We start from the raw sequence: 16,423 nt of genomic DNA on the forward strand, positions 1-16,423 counted from the left end.
CACGTTCAAGAAACCGATCTGACTGGAGGGTTCCCGTGGCCGGTGAGCCGGGGTCCGCGCACAACGACGACCTGAGGCTGGCGGAGTCGCTGCGGGCCGGAGACGTCATCGCGCTGACCGAGGTGTACGACGCCTACGCTCCATTCATCTACGACTACTGCCACGGCCTGCTGCGCGACCGCGTGGAGGCGGCGGGGGCGCTGCGCAACTGCGTCATCGCGGCCCGCGAGCACGCCGGGCGGCTCGCCGAGCCGGACCGGCTCCGCGGCTGGCTGTACGCGATCGCCCGCAAGGAGTGCATGCGCCGCCGGGACAGCCCGAACCGGCACGTCGGGCAGGAGGCGCCGGAGGCGGAGGACGACCTGTCCGCCGAGCAGCTGGCCCGCCGGGAGGAGCGCCGGCTGCTCGCGCACAGCGCGCTCACCGCGCTCAGCGGCCGGCAGCGCGAGGCCATCGACCTGTCGATCCGCCACGAGCTGGACGAGGTGGACCTGGCCGGCATCTTCGGCATCCCGCTGGAGGAGACCCTCGGGCTCGTGGAGCGGTCCCGGCTCGATCTGGACGCCGCGATCCGCGCGTCGCTCATCGCGCAGAACCACTGGAAGGACTGCCCGAGCGTCGCGGCGCTGACCGAGTCGTGGCCGCTGGCGCCGCAGACGGCGACGTCGCTCGTCCGGCACGTGGCGAGCTGCCCGGTCTGCACCGAGCTGCGGACGCCGCCGCTGCCCGCGGACCGGCTGCTGTCGGTGCTGCCGATCGCCGCGATCCCCGCGGACCTGCGGCTGGACGTGCTGACGGCGGCGACGGCCGAGGACCGGGCCGGCAACCGCCGGGCCATCGCGGCGTGGACGGAGCCGTTCGACGAGTACGGCTGGCCGCTGCCCTACGAGCCGACGCCGGCCCGGGCGAAGGACCGGGGCACCGGCGGCCGGCGGCGCGGACCGCTCATCGGCGCCGTCGCGGCGGCCGTCGCGGCCATCGTGGTGCTGGCCGGCGCGTTCGCGGCGTTCGGCGGCGAGTCCGAGCCGGGCGCGGCGGGGACCCCGCCGGCGGCGGCCGGATCGAGCGGCGACCCGGGAGATCCGAGCGCGCCCGCCGAGCCGACGCCCACCGACCCGTCCCCGAGCGTGTCGGCGACCTCGCCTTCGCCGTCGAAGTCGCCCTCGGAGTCGCCGTCGCCGTCCAAGTCCCCGTCGAAGACGCCGACGACCAGGCCCCCGTCCCAGCCCGTGACCCACGCGCCCCCGCCGCCGAAGGCGGGTCATCTGGCGGTCAGCGGGTGCAGCATGGGCAACGACGACTCGTGCGCGGTGACCGTGCGAGCGGTCGGCGGGCCGGTGAACTGGCGCGTGACGGGTACGTCCGGCGGGGTGAGCGCGCACGGGTCCGGGCATCTGGCCGCGGGGCAGACCGCCACCGTGTCGGCGTCGCGCCCGGACGAATGGTGCTGGAGCTCCAAGTCGGGGTCCGTCTCGTTTGCCCCCGGCGGGTCCGCGTCCGTCCGGTACTGCTGACATGAGAAGAGCGCGCCCGGGATCGCGGGCGCGCTCTTCACCGCGTCGGTCAGGCGCGGGTCACCAGGGGGAGCCGGCGTCGAGGATGCCGTGCGCGCGGCCGAGCAGCAGCGGGACTGCGGCGCCGATCTGGTCGAAGCCCTCGCCGACGGTCGCGTTCTGCAGGAACCGGGCGTGGATGCCCTCCAGGATGACGGCGAGCTTGAAGCACGCGAACGCGACGTAGAAGTCGAGGTCGGCGAGGTCGAAGCCGGTCAGCTCGGCGTACCGCTCGGTGAACTCGCGGCGGGTGAAGAAGCCGGGCGCGGAGGTGATCGTGGCGCCGACGGGGAGCTGGTCGGCGTCGCCGGCCTCGGCCCAGTAGACGAGGGTGAGGCCGAGGTCGGACAGCGGGTCGCCGAGCGTCGACATCTCCCAGTCCACGACGGCGGCGATCTCGGGGCGCGGCTCCAGCCGGGCGAGGGCGTTGTCGAGCCGGAAGTCGCCGTGGACGAGCCGGGCGGGCGCGTCGGCGGGCAGCCGTTCGGCCAGCCGCGCCACGAGCCGGTCGTACTCGGGGAGGTCGTGGGTGTTGCCGGTGGCCTTGATGGCGTCCTGCGAGCTGTCCCACTGCTTGCCCCAGCGCTTGAGCTGCCGGGCCATGTAGCCGGTCGGGCGGCCGAAGTCCTCCAGCCCGGCGGCCTTCACGTCCACCGTGTGGATGGCGGCGAGCGCGCCGGCGAGCGCCTCGCTGAGCCCGCGCGCCTGCTCGGGGGTGAGGTCGTCGGCGTCCTCGCGGGTGCGCAGGACGCGGCCCTCGACGAAGTCCATGAGGTAGAAGCGGGCGCCGATGACGTCCTCGTCGTCGCAGAACGCGAGGGTGCGCGGGACGGGGACGGCGGTGGCGTCGCCGAGCGCGGACAGCACCCGGTACTCGCGGCCCATGTCGTGGGCGGTCGGCAGGACGTGCCCGAGCGGCGGCCGGCGCAGCACGATCCGGCGGCCGCCGTCCAGGGTGATCCCGTAGGTCAGGTTGGAGCGGCCGCCCGCGATCAGGTCGACCGCGCCGATCCGGCCGGCGCCGGGCAGTGCGCGGGCCAGCCAGTCCGCGAGGCGGGGGACGTCGATGCCGGGCACCCCGGCCGGAAGGTCAGCGTCAACGGTCATGACCCACCATTAGAACGCGGCTCGGTGCGGGCCGCGCGGCCGCCCCCCGGCAACCCGCCCGATCCCCCTGCCCGCCCCACCCGGAATATGCGCTCGGTAACCTCTCGGCCACATCCGGACACCGCTCCAACCCGGTAAACCGGACCCCCATGACGGCGCTGACCTGCACGGATGATGTCCGAAATGCCCTTAAACCTCCGGGAGGCTGAAACTTGCCGAGAAAACGGGTTTGCACGGGTGCAAGCGGAAGACGGCCTGGGTACGCCTTCGCTTCGACTGCCGCGAAGAGTGGGCTTCGCCGTGGTCGGAAGCACCAGCCGTTCGTTCCCAGCCCGTGGCGGCAAGCTGGACTCCTGGGTCTCGCTGGGCTAAGAGAAGAGGACTAGACCATTCGGGGCTAGACCGCCCGATTGGGGGGACGCAACCGTGGCAGACGCATGGCTGCCGGGAGCCGGCCGCATGCCGGCACGACAGGACGGTGGAGCGCTACGGGGAGGTGCGCCCCGTGCCGTATGGCTGTCCGGCGAGTGCGACCCTCGCACCGTCTCGGCGCGCTCGGCCGCGGCCGACCTGGTCAAGGAGGAACGGCCGCCGCACCTGGTCTGGCACCCCGGCTCCGGGGACGTCGTCCAGCTCGTGCCGGTGACCCGGGCGGCCCGGCTGCTCGGCCCGCCGGTCGGCCGGGAGGGCCGCGTCTGCGTGCAGATCATGGTGGTGGGCCAGTCCCGGATCCCGTTCACCGGCTCGCTGCTCGTCGGCGTCGAGGCGATCGTGACGTGGCTGGAGGCGTGGGGGGTCGCGCGCCGCTGGCCCGCCGGCCCGCCGCTGCCGTCGCCGCAGTCCTACCACGCGCTGCGCTCCCGCCGGGACTGGGCGCTCGGCGGCCACTTCGGCGCGTCGCAGGTGCCGCTGGCCGAGCGCCCCGACCCGGGCGGCATCGACATCCGCCGCATCACCGGCCCGGACACTCCGGTCGCGCCGATCCCGGTGCCCCGCGCGCCGATCCCCGGGGCGGCGGACGCGCCGCTGCTGCTCAGCCGCCCGGTCCGCGCCCCCGACCCGGTCCGCGCCCCCGAGCCGACCCGCGCTTCCGATCCGACCCGCGCTCCCGAGCCGGTCCGGGCGGAGCCGGTCCGGGCGGAGCCGGCCGAGGCGCCCGCGCGCCCCGCCAGGGCGGCGCCGCTGCCGGGCGTCCCGTCGAACCCCGACCATCCGCCGCCGCAGGGCGACCCCGTGCCGGTCGGCTCCTCGGCACTGTCGCACTAGCTCCCGGACGCGGTCCCCTCCACGTGCCCGGCGTCCGGTCCCGCGACCGCGGCGCCGGCCGCGTCCTGCCCCGACTCCGCCGCCGGCGCCGGCTCGCGCAGTGCGGCCGCCGCGAGCCCGCGGACGATCGCGCACCCGTTCCGCAGTTCCGCCGGGCTGCCCGCCGAGCCGTAGCCGACGACGAGCCCGCTGAACGACCGGGGGCCCGCGTGGTGGCGTTCGAGCGGGTCCACCAGGACGCCGCGCTCCGCCGCGTCCCGCGCGACCCGCTCCGCGACCGCGTGCGGAAGGTCCACGACCAGGTGCAGCCCGGCCGTGTCGCCGCGCAGCCGCAGCCCGTCCAGCGCCCCCACGACCACCTCGCGGCGCCGCGCGTACTCCCCGCGCATCCGCCGGACGTGCCGGTTCAGATCGCCGCGCTCGAGGAACAGCCGGAGCGCGTGCTGCGGGACGACCGCCGTCCGGTCGTTCAGCTCCTCGCGCCGCAGCGCGATCGCCGCCACCAGGTCGGGACGGCCCACCAGCCAGCCGACGCCCATGTCCGCGGTCAGGATCTTCGCCGACGTGCCCAGGTAGACCACGACGTCCGGGTCGAGCCCGTACAGCGCGGGCAGCGGCGCGACGTCGTAGCGGAACTCCCCGTCGTAGTCGTCCTCGGCGATCAGCGCGCCGGTCCGCCGCGCCCACGCCAGCAGCGCCTGCCGGCGCGGGACCGGCAGCACCCCGCCCATCGGGTACTGGTGGGACGGCGTCGCGTAGACGAGGCGCAGGTCGTCCGGCAGGCCGTCGACGATCATCCCGTGCTCGTCGACCGGGCACGACACGATCTCGGCGCCGCGCCCCGCCAGCACCGAGCGCGCGCGCCGGTAACCCGGCTCCTCCACGCCGACCCGGTCGCCCGGCCGCAGCACCGTCGCCGCCAGCAGGTCCAGGCCGTTCGTCGCGCCGCGCGTGATCAGCAGGCCGTCGACCGGGCACGCCACCCCGCGGCTGCGCCGGATGTACTCGGCCAGCGCCACCCGCAGCTCCGGCACCCCGTGCGGCTCCTGCCGCTGCTGCGGCGGCATGCCCGCCGCGAGCCGCCACGCCCGCCGCCAGGCCGGGGTGTCCAGCGCGCCGACCCACGCCATCCCCGGCCGCAGGTCGATCTCCCCTTGGCGCGCCGGCCTGCGCATGCTCCCCGCCAGACCGCGCGGCTGCTCCCCGCTCGGTTCCGGATCGGCCGCCACCCCGTCCGTCACGTACGTCCCGGACCCGTGCCGGCCCTCCAGCCAGCCCTCCGCGTACAGCTGCTCGTAGGCCTCCGTCACCACCGTCCGGCTGACGCCCAGCAGCGCCGCCAGCGCGCGGCTCGCGGGCAGCCGCTCCCCCGCCGCGAGCCGCCCCTCCCGCATCGCGGCCCGCAGCTGCGCGACGAGCTGGGCGTTCATCGGCTCGGGCGCGTCCCGGTCGATGCCGAGCGGTAGATCGATCGACAAAGTGGCCTCTGGCTTTCCGTTCCAAGTGGCCCTACTGACCAGGCCACTCGCGTCCTAGCGTAGACGGGCATGGAACCGCTCTCCGCAACGCCCCGCACCAGCCTCGGCCGCTACCCGGAACGCTCCACCGCCGACCGCGCCGTCCTCTACGAGATCCTCGACGCCGGCCTGATCTGCCACCTCGGCGTCGTCGTCAACGGCACGCCCCGCGTGGTCCCCACCTGCTACGGCCGCCTGGACGACACCCTCTACGTGCACGGCTCCACAGGCGCGTCCAGCATGCTGACGGCGCCCTCCCAGGAGATCTGCGTCACCGTCACCCACCTGGACGGCATCGTCCTGGCCCGCTCGCTCTTCCACCACTCGATCAACTACCGCAGCGCGATGGTCTACGGCGTCCCGTCCCCGGTCGCCGGCGAGGACGAGAAGCGCGCCGCCCTGCGCGTCGTCACCGAGCAGCTCGCCCCCGGCCAGTGGGACGCCGCCCGCCGCCCCACCCGCAAGGAACTCGCCGGCGTCGCCGTCCTCGCCCTCCCCCTCGCCGAGGCGTCGGTCAAGATCCGGCAGGGCCCGCCCGGCGACGACGACGAGGACTACGCCCTCCCGACATGGGCCGGCGTCCTGCCCGTCCAGCAGGCGTTCGGCGCGCCCGTCCCCGACCCGGCCCTCGCCCCCGGCATTTCCGTCCCCGCGCACATAGCCGCCCGCTGACTCGATGCCCCGCGCAGTCGTCCATGGTCGTAGGGTGAACCCATGAACGAGCGGCTCGTGTGGATCGACTGCGAAATGACGGGACTCGACCTGCGCGCCGACGCGCTCATCGAGATAGCCGCCCTGGTCACCGACAGCGAGCTGAACATCCTGGACGAGGGCGTCGACGTGATCATCAAGCCGCCGCCCGAGTCGGTCGCGCAGATGACCAAGGTCGTCCGCGACATGCACACCACGTCCGGCCTCCTGGAGGAGCTCCCGGGCGGCATCACCCTCACCGAGGCCGAAGAGATCGTCCTGGACTACGTCCGGACGCACGTCAAGGACGCCAAGAAGGCCCCGCTGTGCGGCAACTCGATCGCGACCGACCGCTCGTTCCTGGCCCGCGACATGCCCGCCCTGGACTCCCACCTGCACTACCGCATGGTCGACGTCTCCTCCATCAAGGAGCTGGCCCGGCGCTGGTACCCCCGCGCCTACTTCGCCAGCCCGGAGAAGAAGGGCGGGCACCGCGCCCTCGCCGACATCACCGAGAGCATCCAGGAACTGCGCTACTACCGCGCCGCCGTGTTCGTCCCGCAGCCCGGCCCCGACTCCGAGACCGCCCGCGCCCTCGCCGCGGACATCTCCGCCCGCTGACGCCGCAGCCCGGCTGACCCACTCCCCGGGAGCCGCTACACTACTGGGAGCCGGGAGCGATCCCGGCCATGGTGGGTGTAGCTCAGCTGGCAGAGCACTTGGTTGTGGTCCAAGATGTCGGGGGTTCAAGTCCCCTCACTCACCCCAGGCAACGGAAGCCCTGGTCGTCGCGGAGACGACCAGGGCTTCCTGCTTTCCGCAGGCGGGGAGCCGCCGCGATTCTGCTTCAACGGCCCCACCGCGCCATGACCGCGTGCCCGGGCCCGTGGCGGCGCTTGTGGTTCTTCGTTGGCTCAGGATGATCGGACGGTTATGCTCCGACCCTATAAACGCCAAATGACACCCCAAGGGCGACGGATGAGTGTCGATGAGACAGCCCCACTGCGCGTACTTGTGGTGGACGGCGACGCCCGCGTGCGGGCGAACCTGATCACCCTGCTCGACGGCAGCAGCGAGATGGAGGTCGTGGCCGAGACCCATGACGCGGCGGCGGCGCTGCCGCTGGCCGAGCGGCTGCGGCCCGACATCGTGCTGCTGGACGCCGGCGCCGCGCAGCACGCGTCCCCGCTCAGCCGCTCGTCCCGGGTGTTCGTGCTGGCCGCCGCCGACGACGGACCCGCCGTCGAGACCGCGATCCGCGGCGGCGCCTGCGGGCACCTGGTGCCCGGCGCGTTCACCGTGCACGACCTGATCCGGAGCGTCCGGGACGCCAACCGCGTCTCGCTCGGGCTGTCCGCGCGGGAGGCCGAGGTGATGGACCTGATCGCCACCGGACGCTCCAACGGCGAGATCGCCCGGCAGCTGTTCCTCAGCGAGAAGACCGTGAAGAACCACGTCAACCGCATCTACGGCAAGCTCGGTGTCAGCTCCCGCGCCACCGCGATCGCGCTGTGGCGCGGCATCGTGAGCGTCCTGCCGGGCGGCGACTAACCGATTCGCACTGGTCCGCGGGTCCTGCTACTGTTCTTCCTGTCGCCAGGGACACCGGCCAAGGCCGGAGCCCCTAGAGACAGGCGCCGTTAGCTCAATTGGCAGAGCAGCGGACTCTTAATCCGCGGGTTCGGGGTTCAAGTCCCTGACGGCGCACCCCGCAACCACTAGCGACAACATCCTTCCGGATGTCGTCGCCGGTTACCAATGGGCCGAACTGAGGCCCATCTGCGCCCGGCGCTGTGTGCCTGTTTGGGCGCTATCTTTCGGCCTTCTGTGCCACCCCGCCGCAGCGGAATCCAGGCATCAGCACCACCGCGCCGGCCTCGAAGGTTACCGGCGGAAAGCCTGAGGGCTCTTGAAATGCGCCACCGGGCCGATTCGCAGGCGGCCGGTTAATGCGTCTCAGCGTCTTTTCGGATGGCTGATCTGGCGACCGGGATGAACTCTCGATCCGGCGGTCGGCGTCGGCCGAGCGGCACGGTCCCTACGACCGCGCCGCTTCCTGTCGCCAGGGGCGCGGCGGCGAGTGCGGTTGGTGCCCGGAGCCAGGCGGCCAGTTTGCCATCGACGAGTGGGACGCGGATCGCTTCGGCCTGGCCGCCCTCGAACGACGGGCCGCCCAGAAACCCGCTTGCGCGTGGGTGCAGGCAGAGCGCATTTATCGGGGGAAAAGCTCAACCCCCTTACCGCCAATACGCATGGCTACCGTTAAGGGCATGGACGCCCACCGCGCCCAGATCCGGGGAATTCCTCGGCCCCGCTCACATCGCCCGCGACCTGAAGTACCGCTGACCCTGCCGAGAACCCCGTTTGCGCCTACCTGGGCGAGGTCGGGCCGGTGATCAGCGTGCTCGGCGTCGTCGTGGCCCTCGGCTGGGCTGACGGCAAGGCGCCCGGACGGGGTGGTCCGGGCGCCCTTGTTGTGCGGTCGGGGGTGTCAGCCGTTCGCGACGGTGCAGGTGCGGTCGCCGGTGAAGGCGTTGTCCACGGCCCACCAGCCGGAGAGCTGGCCCCGGTAGTGGAGGCGGTAGCGGACGTTGGGCTTGCCGTTCGCCTGCGGGATCGGGACGACCTGGGTGGACGGGCCGGGGGCTCCGGGGAAGCCCTTCGCCGTCCACGCGTTCGTCCAGGTCCTGCCGCCGTCGAGGCTGACGTCGACGGACGTCGTGGAGTTGATGGCCGGTTTCAGGTCGTGCGCGAACTCGACGGTCGCCTTGGTGCGGCCGGACATGTCGTAGGACGGGCTGGTCAGGTAGGTGTCCTGGACGCGGCCGGGCCCGGAGTGGAGGGAGTCGACGACCGCGAATCCGCCGCTGCCACCGGTGTGGTTGCCGCGCTTGCCGGGGTCGTTGAACACCCATCCGGGCCGGTAGTCGTAGTTGGGGATGCGGGGGTCGACGTTGGTCACCTTCCATCCGTTGGGCAGGCGTCCGGTGCCGAAGGCTTCGGTTTTGCCGTCGCGCTTCACCTGGTAGCCCTTGGCGACGCACGCGAGGCTGACGGTGAGCCCGACATCGAGGGTCTGCCCGGTGTCGCCGAGTTCGATCTCGCGGGTGGCGGGGTCGTAGCCGGGTTCGGTGGTGGTGAAGGTGAGCCTGTAGGAGAGGTTCGGGATCAGGGGCAGGGTGTAGGCGCCGGAGGCGGAGCCGGTCGTCGTCCAGGTGTGGCCGTCGCCGTCGTCGGCGGTGATCTTCGCCGGCAGGCCGCCGCCCTTGCCGGACCCGTCGGTGACGGTTCCGGTGACGTTCACCCGCGGGGTGGGGGTCATGGAGACGTCCTGGGTGAGCGATCCGTCCTTCGACAGGGTGACCGTGGCCGCGCCGGCCTGGAAACCGAACGCGGTCGTCGTGATCTTGTATTCACCGGCGCTCACCCGGAACGTGAACGCCCCGTCGGCCCCGGTGCTGAAGGTGCGGTCCATCGGCCCGGCGGCGTGGACGGTCGCGCCCGCCACGGGCCGTCCGGTCGTGGTGTCGGTGACGGTGCCCGACAGGGTGCCGAGGCCCGCCGTGCCGACGGTGACCAGCGCGAGCGCGTCCAGCCGGCCCTCGCCGTAGGCGTTGTTGTTCTCCGGCGTGCCACCGCACTGGCCGTCGGGCGTGTCGATCGCGGTGACGTTCAGCAGTTCCCTGGTCCTGGTCAAGTCGCGCTGGTATTCGGGCCGGGCCGACCACAGCAGCGCGACGGCGCCCGCGACATGAGGGGTCGCCATCGAGGTGCCGTCAAGTTCGGCGTACCCTCCGCCGGGCACCGACGAGCGGACGCCCACGCCGGGAGCGGACAGGTTCGGCTTGACCTGCCCGTCCTGGCCGGGTCCCCGGCTGGAGAATGAGGCGATCTTGTGGTCGGCGCCGTACGCGCCGACCGAGTAGTTGATCGTGCGGCTGCCCGGCGCGCCCGCGGTCTCGCAGTTCGGGCCGTCGTTGCCGTTGGCCCATACGCCCATGATCCCCGCGGCCGCCCAAGCGAGCTGGACGTCCTCGAACATCGGATCGTTGGACGGCGCCGAACCCCAGGAGTTGTTCACGATGTCCGGGCGTTTGGCCGGATCCGGGTGCTGGCCTTCGTGATCGGTCGGGGCGAGCATCCACTGCAGCGCGGCCAGCAGGCTGGTGTCGGAACAGCCGCTGGACTCACAGCCCTTCGCGGCGATCCACTTCGCGCCGGGTGCGACGCCGACCTGGTGGCCCTGCCCGTCGTCCCCGGCCATGGTGCCCATGGTGTGCGTCCCGTGCTCGTTGTTGTCGCAGGGGGCGGCGTTCTTGCAGATGCGGGCGGGGTCGAACCAGTTGTAGTCATGGGTGAACGTGCCGTCGCCGTTGTTGCCGCGGTACTGCCGGACGAGCGCCGGATGGTCGTACTGGACGCCGGAGTCCACGTTCGCGACCACGACGCCCTCGCCGCGCCGCCCGGTCTGCCTCCACGCCTGGTCGGCCTTGACGTCGGTCAGGCCCCACGGCAGCTCGTCCACGGCGGTGCGCGTCCGGGCGCCGGGCACCGGCTTGGGCAACTGGAACGTCCGGGACTGGCGGATCTCCGCCACCCCCGGCATCGCGGCGATCTTCCGGGCCACCGGTTCGGGCAGGCCGGGCACGTAGATCGTGTTGGCCGCCCAGTAGGCGCGGCCCGGCAGCCCCGCGGCCTTCAGCACCTTCTGGACCGGACCCTGCGAGCGGCCGGCCTCGGCCTTCAGGTCGTCCACCACCGTCCGGCCGCGCGCCGCACGGTCCTTGATCTTCGCGGCGCCGGACAGGTCGGCCCTGGCGGTCATCCGCACCCAGACGTTCGCCGTGCCGCCCCCGGCGTACGTCGAGAGCACCGCGCCGTCGAGCTTCGCCGTGGACGCCGCGGGCGACGCCTGTGCCGCCTTCGCCGAGCCCGGCGCCGGCGTGGCCGCCACCAGGGACGCCGCGCACGCCACCGCCGAGGCGAACCCGGCGGTCATTCTCGTGAACCGCATGGCTCATCGCCTTCCGCAGGTCAGGTGGGCGAGGGCTGGGTGGTCGTACGCGAACGGCATGCCGGGGATGTTGGACGGCTCGGTGGTCATGTACAGGCCGACGGCCCACACGTCCCCTGTCCCGGTGCCGTCGACGGCCCGGTAGATGTAGCTGACCCCTCCGGGCTGGGCCCCCTCGGGCACGACCCTCGACCAGGTCGTGCCGGTGCGGTGCACCAGGTATTTCCCCGCGACGGCCCACACGTCGTTCGGGCCCGCGATGTGGAGGTCGTTCATGTAACCGCCTCGGACCACGTCGCCGGGCCCGGTGTCGACGGTCCATTTCCGGCCGTCCCAGTGCATGACCACGCCCTGGTAGTCGTCGAAGTCGGCCCAGGTGCCCCGGATGCCCCCGACCCAGACGTCGTTCGGGCCCTTCACCACGACGGTGGACGCGGTCGCGTCGGGAACACCGATGCTCGGCATCGTGACCTCGCTCCACTTCGAGCCGTCATAGTGCTGCGCGTACGCCACGTGAGGGCCGCCGCCCGGCGGATACTGGAACCCGACCGCCCACAGGTCGGTGGCCGAGGAGCCGTGGATCTTCAGCAGCTGTGTGTTGGGGGTCGTGGCCGCCGGGTTGTCGACCACCTTCCACTCGGTGCCGTCCCAGTGCTCGATGAGGGCGCCGGTCTCGTCGAGGTAGCCCACGGCCCAGGCCGAGTCCGGAGCGAGGGACAGCACGTCCTGCAGGGCCGGGCGGGCCGACTCCGGGCGCGGCGAGACGGCGGTCGGGGTGAGCGTCCACCGGCCGCCGTCCCAGCGGGCCATCACGGACGCGGCCACGTCGGCGAGACCGCCGCTGGGCCAGGTGACGGCCCAGCCGCTGGACGGGGAGCCGTACGAGCCGGTGGTCGTCATGAACGCGGGGTGCTTCGGCGCGACGGGAATCTGCGGCACGGCGGCGGTGACCTTCGCACCGTCCCAGGCCAGCTGCGACACGCCGCCACCCGCCTCGAGGGAGAGGTTCGCGGCGAACCGGACGTCCTTGGCCGAGAGCGCGTGGACGTCCTGCACGTCCGCCCCGGCGACCGGTGGCGTCTCGAACTTCCACGCCGGGACGCAGCCCGCGTTCGCGGGGAGCGTCGTGCCCGCGGAGAGGATCAGTGTGCTGAGGCCCGTCAGGGCCGCCACGCGTCGTGCGCGGCCAGGCGTGCGCGAGGAGGCGGTGGCGGGCGGATGGGGCAGGAGGCGTTGCCCGCGCAAAGGGCGTGGGAGGGGAAAGAGGTCTCGCATGGTTCGTCTCCTAGAAGGCGCCGGTGCCGTTGGGGGCGCCCATGCCGCTCGGGCCGTCGTAACCCGGGCCGGTGGTGCACAGGTAGCTGCCGGCGCACGAGCCGTTCGCCCCGCTGGTCAGGTCGAACAGGTACCGGGCGTTCGCGTAGAGGCGCCGGGGCGCCGGAGTGGCCGAGGTGTTGCCCGCCAGCCCGTACACCCCGCCGATCAGCGCCGCCGCCACCGGCGCGCCGGACACCAGGGCCCAGCCCGAGCTCGTGGCGTCATAGACCGCGACGGGCGTGTAGTCCGACGCGACGGCAGCGACGTCGGCGACGGTGCGGCGGTCGCCGCAGTCGCCCTTGCGCTGCCAGGCGGGCCGCTTCTCGTACAGCGAGCAGCCGGACGTGGTGTCCCGCCAGGCCGTCTCGGACCAGCCCCGTTTCGCCGCGGGGTCCCGGTACAGGTTGGTCCCGCCCACGGACACGACCGACGGGTACGCGGCGGGCAGGGCTTCCCGGCCGCCGCCGTTGAACGAGGAGGACCCGGAGGCGGCGACGATCGCCACACCCGGATGGTCGAAGTGCGCCGCCTCGGCGTCCTGGCCCTCGTACTCGGGGAACCAGCCGTTCATGACCACGACCGTCCGCGCGCCCTGCGCCACCGCCTGGTCGACCGCGGCGCCCTGGTTCGCGAGCGTGTCGTCGTCGGCCTCGACCAGGAGGAGGTGGCAGTTCGGACAGGCGGCCGACGCCATGTCCAGCCCGACCGCGGCGTGCAGCGTCCAGGCGGTGCCGGCCGGCGGCGGCGTCGTCCCGCCCCGCTGGTCGATCCTGCGGAAGCAGGGGAACTCGGCGTCGCACACGTGCATGCCGTTGGCCGTCCGGTAGGTGGCCAGGTCCTTCTCGGCGGAGGTGTTGCCGAACGGAACCACCACCGCGATCGTGCTCCCGCCGCCCAGCAGGTCGCTGGGCAGCTTGTAGGCGTCCTGAAGGTCGGCCGCCGTCAGCGCGCCGGCCGGCATGCCCGCGGCCGCGGCCTTCGCGGAGCCCGGTTTCCGGGGGCTGACGCGCAGCATGCAGTCGGGCTCGGCATCGCCGACGGCGCAGACCGGGCGCCCCTTCGGGGCTCCGTGCGCCGCCGACGCCGGCGATGACAGTGCGGCCAGCACGGCCAGCGCTCCGGCGGCCGCCAGCGCGGCCGGCCTCTTCGTTGAAATCCTCATGTCGGTCGCTCTCCCGCTCAGCCGTCGAGCCGGTAGGCGTGGATGTTCGTCTGCGTGACGGACGCGCCGTCCGGACCGTGCGCGGTGACTCTCAGCGACACCCACCGGTGGGCCTGGTCGTACGCCGGATGGGTGATCGGCGCATGGAACGCGCCTGCCGCGTCCGCCGTGGCGTCGACCGGCTTCGACCAGGTGTCGCCGTCGTCGTAGGACACCTCCACGGTCGCGGTGACGCCGGTCGGCGCCGCCTGGTACTGCTGGTGCGACACCCGGAACCCGACGTCGAACGCCTGCCCCGCCTTGGCGCGGGAGCTCTCGTCCAGCGCCAGGTCGTAGGTGACGAACAGCAGCGGCACGAACGAGCACCCGCGTGAGGTGTCCACGCCGCAGAACGCCGTCTTGGGCAGCGCCGCCGCCGCGCCGCCCGGCGCGGACCGGAACGTCCAGTCGGTGGTGCTGATGGCTCCCGGGACCATCTCGTCCTCGGAGTCCCAGATCAGCCGGTAATCCGCGGCGCGCGGCAGCATCGGCAGGTTCGTGGGTCCGAGGTTGGGGGCGGTGTACTCCAGGTCGGAGGTGTAGGCGAGTTCGCCGTTCCGGTAGAACCGGACCCGGTTGCCGGTCGGGGCGTAGTAGTAGTGGTGCGTCGGGTCGGTGTCGCCGCCGCCCTTCAGGTACAGCGCGGCGAGGTCGTCCTGCCGGCACGCCGCGCAGACCTGGGCGAGCGGGTCGCTCATGTCCTGGCCGCCGGAGCCGCTGAGGCTGAACCCGGTGGTCAGGATGTAGTCCGCCGTGATGGACGGCGTCAGCGGCGCGCCGTTCCAGGTCTGCTCGATCACCTGGCCCGGCTTGACCGTCCTGCGCAGGTCGTTGAGCCGCTGGCCCCGGTCGGGGTTGAGGGACCAGTCCCACACCACCTGGTCGGGTGCACTGCTGTACAGGTAGTCGGTGCGGTCCCCGGCGGGCACGCGCTCGGTGAACCCGACCGATGTGTACGTCCAGGGCAGGTACGCGGTGGCCCAGTAGCCCGCCTGCCCGCCCGACGCGTCGTCCGACGGGTGGTCGTGCAGCCGTGCCTTCACCGTGGTGAGGTCCGAGGCGGCCAGGGTGGGGGCCTGGTTCGCGGAGATCGCGCCCTCGGACGGGAACATCAGCTTGTAGGTCGGGCCCGGGCCGATCGCCTCCTCGGTGCCCGTGCTCAACGAGGTCGCCCCCAGGAAGTGGAGCCTGCCCTTGGTGACCGGTCTGGTCGGGGTGACGTACAGGTTCGGGTAGCCGTTGGCAGAGGCCGAACCGACCCGGAGGTTGAAGAAGCCGATGATCGAGCCGAGCCCGTTCCCGGGGACGCCCGTCTGGCTCCCGCGCGCGTCCTCGCGGATGAACGACATGAAATCGATGCGGGGCATGTCCGGCTTCGGTGCCGCGGCGAGGTTCGGCTTGAACTGGACCGCCTTGCGGGCGTCCAGCGTGACCGTGGTGTCCTTGCCGACCGTGATCTCCGGTTCGATGACCAGCGCGGCACGGCTGCTCAGGTCGTCCGCGGGGCCGGTGAACACGCTCGCCTCGATGCTGTACGTCCCCTCCGCGACGCTGAAGGCGCGCCTGCCCCCGCCCGGGTAGTCGATTCCGAAGCTCCCCAGGCCGGCGTCGTCCACGTTGTGGACGAACCCGACCATCACGCCGGGCTTCCCGTCCAGGTCGACGGAGTCGACCGTCAGGTTGTGGAAGCGCACGCCCTTCACCGCCGCCTTGGAAGCCGACTGCATCAGCGGCGGGGCCGCGGGCGGCTTCGGCGCGCCGCTCGGTGCCGCCACCGCGACCTGCTTCACCCCGGACAGCGCGGGAGCGGTGCCGCCCTTGGCCGCCGTCCGCCAACTCTTCGCCAGCAGCTTCCCGAGCCCGCCCGCGTTCTTCTTGGCGACCTTCGCGCGCACCGTTCCACCGGAGGACGAGGTGACGCTCGTCCCGGGCAGCGCCGCCGCCTTCCCGGCGGTCGCCTTCAGGGTCACCGGCAGGGTCTTGGCGTTCGCGTCGTCGAGCTTCGCCCGCACCAGGTAGCCGACGTCGAACAGCCGCGGGTCCAGCGTCGTGCCGATGTACGGCGCGGCGTTCGCCGGGATCACGTAGGTGTCCCCGTTGTAGGTGAACTGGGCGAACGTGCTGGACTTCTCACCGGCGACGGCCAGCGGGCTGGCCTGCTGGGTTCCGTCGTCCGCCACGTCCACCCGGAAGCGGTCGCCGGTCACCAGCGTCACCTCCGCGCTCTTCACCACCTTCGCGGGGGGCGCCGCGAATCGCGTCACCGGTTGCCGCGGCGGCGGCTTGGCGGCGGGCTCCCCAGGCTGCGCCGTCGCAGTCCCGGCGGCCGCCCCCGCCAGCACCACGGCCGCGCCGATCGCGACCCCCATCCCACGCCGTCGTCGCCCTGTGCGCCGCGCCCGGGCGAGCGCTGCGGTCAACCGAAATCTGGACACGGATCCTCCTGCCGTTGCCGGGATCACGCCTGGTGGGCTCAGGCGTCCACCCACTCCTCGTCATCGGTGTCGGGATCGTCTGCCTCGTCCGGTTCAGGCAGCAGGCAATCGCGATGAAGATTGGACATGGCGTCAGGATCGCGGCGGTCAGGGCGCCGGAACATGGGGGAGATCACCCATTCGGCGGGGCCGCGGACCGGCCGGAAATCGATGGGGGTCCCCGAAAGACCGGCCGAACGCCACGAAGACCGCAGGCCGCCGGCCCCCGCCCGAAACCGCTGCGGGCCGGCGGGCCCGGTCGGCCCGGAACGTGCGAGCCGACC

11 protein-coding genes and 2 tRNA genes are annotated in these 16,423 nt (G+C 72.9%); 7 read left to right on the top strand and 6 right to left on the bottom strand.

Annotated features, from left to right (window positions below):
- Nucleotides 1–35 precede the first annotated feature (35 nt).
- A complete protein-coding gene (locus ACA514_RS21710) occupies nucleotides 36–1,514 on the top strand; it encodes an RNA polymerase sigma factor (RefSeq protein WP_375043025.1) in 1,479 nt (492 codons plus the stop codon).
- Nucleotides 1,515–1,574: 60 nt separating this feature from the next.
- On the opposite strand, the gene ACA514_RS21715 is transcribed toward ACA514_RS21710, so the two are convergent.
- A complete protein-coding gene (locus ACA514_RS21715) occupies nucleotides 1,575–2,660 on the bottom strand; it encodes a phosphotransferase family protein (RefSeq protein WP_375043026.1) in 1,086 nt (361 codons plus the stop codon).
- 459 nt (nucleotides 2,661–3,119) lie between these two features.
- On the opposite strand from ACA514_RS21715, the gene ACA514_RS21720 reads away from it, so the two are divergent.
- Complete coding sequence (locus tag ACA514_RS21720) at nucleotides 3,120–3,926, top strand: hypothetical protein (protein ID WP_375043027.1); 807 nt, start codon at nucleotides 3,120–3,122, stop codon at nucleotides 3,924–3,926.
- Here ACA514_RS21720 and ACA514_RS21725 read toward each other — a convergent pair.
- On the bottom strand, nucleotides 3,923–5,404 hold the full coding sequence (locus ACA514_RS21725) for a PLP-dependent aminotransferase family protein (protein ID WP_375043028.1): 1,482 nt from the start codon (nucleotides 5,402–5,404) through the stop codon (nucleotides 3,923–3,925). The genes ACA514_RS21720 and ACA514_RS21725 overlap by 4 nt on opposite strands.
- Nucleotides 5,405–5,473: 69 nt before the next feature.
- Between ACA514_RS21725 and ACA514_RS21730 the strand changes: the two genes are divergently transcribed.
- The 5 genes from ACA514_RS21730 to ACA514_RS21750 all read left to right on the top strand — a co-directional run bounded on the left by ACA514_RS21730 (nucleotide 5,474) and on the right by ACA514_RS21750 (nucleotide 7,840).
- A complete protein-coding gene (locus ACA514_RS21730; RefSeq protein ID WP_375043029.1) occupies nucleotides 5,474–6,115 on the top strand; it encodes a pyridoxamine 5'-phosphate oxidase family protein in 642 nt (213 codons plus the stop codon).
- A 42-nt stretch (nucleotides 6,116–6,157) separates the two neighbouring features.
- A complete protein-coding gene (gene orn / locus ACA514_RS21735; protein WP_375043030.1) occupies nucleotides 6,158–6,754 on the top strand; it encodes an oligoribonuclease in 597 nt (198 codons plus the stop codon).
- A 71-nt stretch (nucleotides 6,755–6,825) separates the two neighbouring features.
- Nucleotides 6,826–6,901 (top strand) — tRNA-His (locus ACA514_RS21740).
- 210 nt (nucleotides 6,902–7,111) lie between these two features.
- Nucleotides 7,112–7,684: a response regulator transcription factor gene (locus ACA514_RS21745; protein WP_375043031.1), complete on the top strand. Its 573-nt coding sequence runs from the start codon at nucleotides 7,112–7,114 to the stop codon at nucleotides 7,682–7,684.
- 83 nt (nucleotides 7,685–7,767) lie between these two features.
- Nucleotides 7,768–7,840: transfer RNA gene (locus ACA514_RS21750), tRNA-Lys, on the top strand.
- Nucleotides 7,841–8,624: 784 nt separating this feature from the next.
- Here ACA514_RS21750 and ACA514_RS21755 read toward each other — a convergent pair.
- From ACA514_RS21755 to ACA514_RS21770, 4 genes are all read right to left on the bottom strand, one after another.
- Entirely contained in the window at nucleotides 8,625–11,147 is a 2,523-nt protein-coding gene (locus tag ACA514_RS21755) for a S8 family serine peptidase (RefSeq protein ID WP_375043032.1), read from the bottom strand.
- A 3-nt stretch (nucleotides 11,148–11,150) separates the two neighbouring features.
- A complete protein-coding gene (locus tag ACA514_RS21760; protein ID WP_375043033.1) occupies nucleotides 11,151–12,320 on the bottom strand; it encodes a hypothetical protein in 1,170 nt (389 codons plus the stop codon).
- A gap of 112 nt (nucleotides 12,321–12,432) precedes the next feature.
- Entirely contained in the window at nucleotides 12,433–13,626 is a 1,194-nt protein-coding gene (locus ACA514_RS21765) for a hypothetical protein (RefSeq protein WP_375043034.1), read from the bottom strand.
- A gap of 17 nt (nucleotides 13,627–13,643) precedes the next feature.
- The gene (locus tag ACA514_RS21770; protein ID WP_375043035.1) at nucleotides 13,644–16,034 is read right to left on the bottom strand and encodes a hypothetical protein; all 2,391 of its coding nucleotides are present in this window, start codon (nucleotides 16,032–16,034) and stop codon (nucleotides 13,644–13,646) included.
- Nucleotides 16,035–16,423 lie beyond the last annotated feature (389 nt).

The sequence above is a fragment of the Actinomadura sp. NTSP31 genome (assembly GCF_041951385.1).
Lineage (GTDB): Bacteria > Actinomycetota > Actinomycetes > Streptosporangiales > Streptosporangiaceae > Spirillospora > Spirillospora napierensis.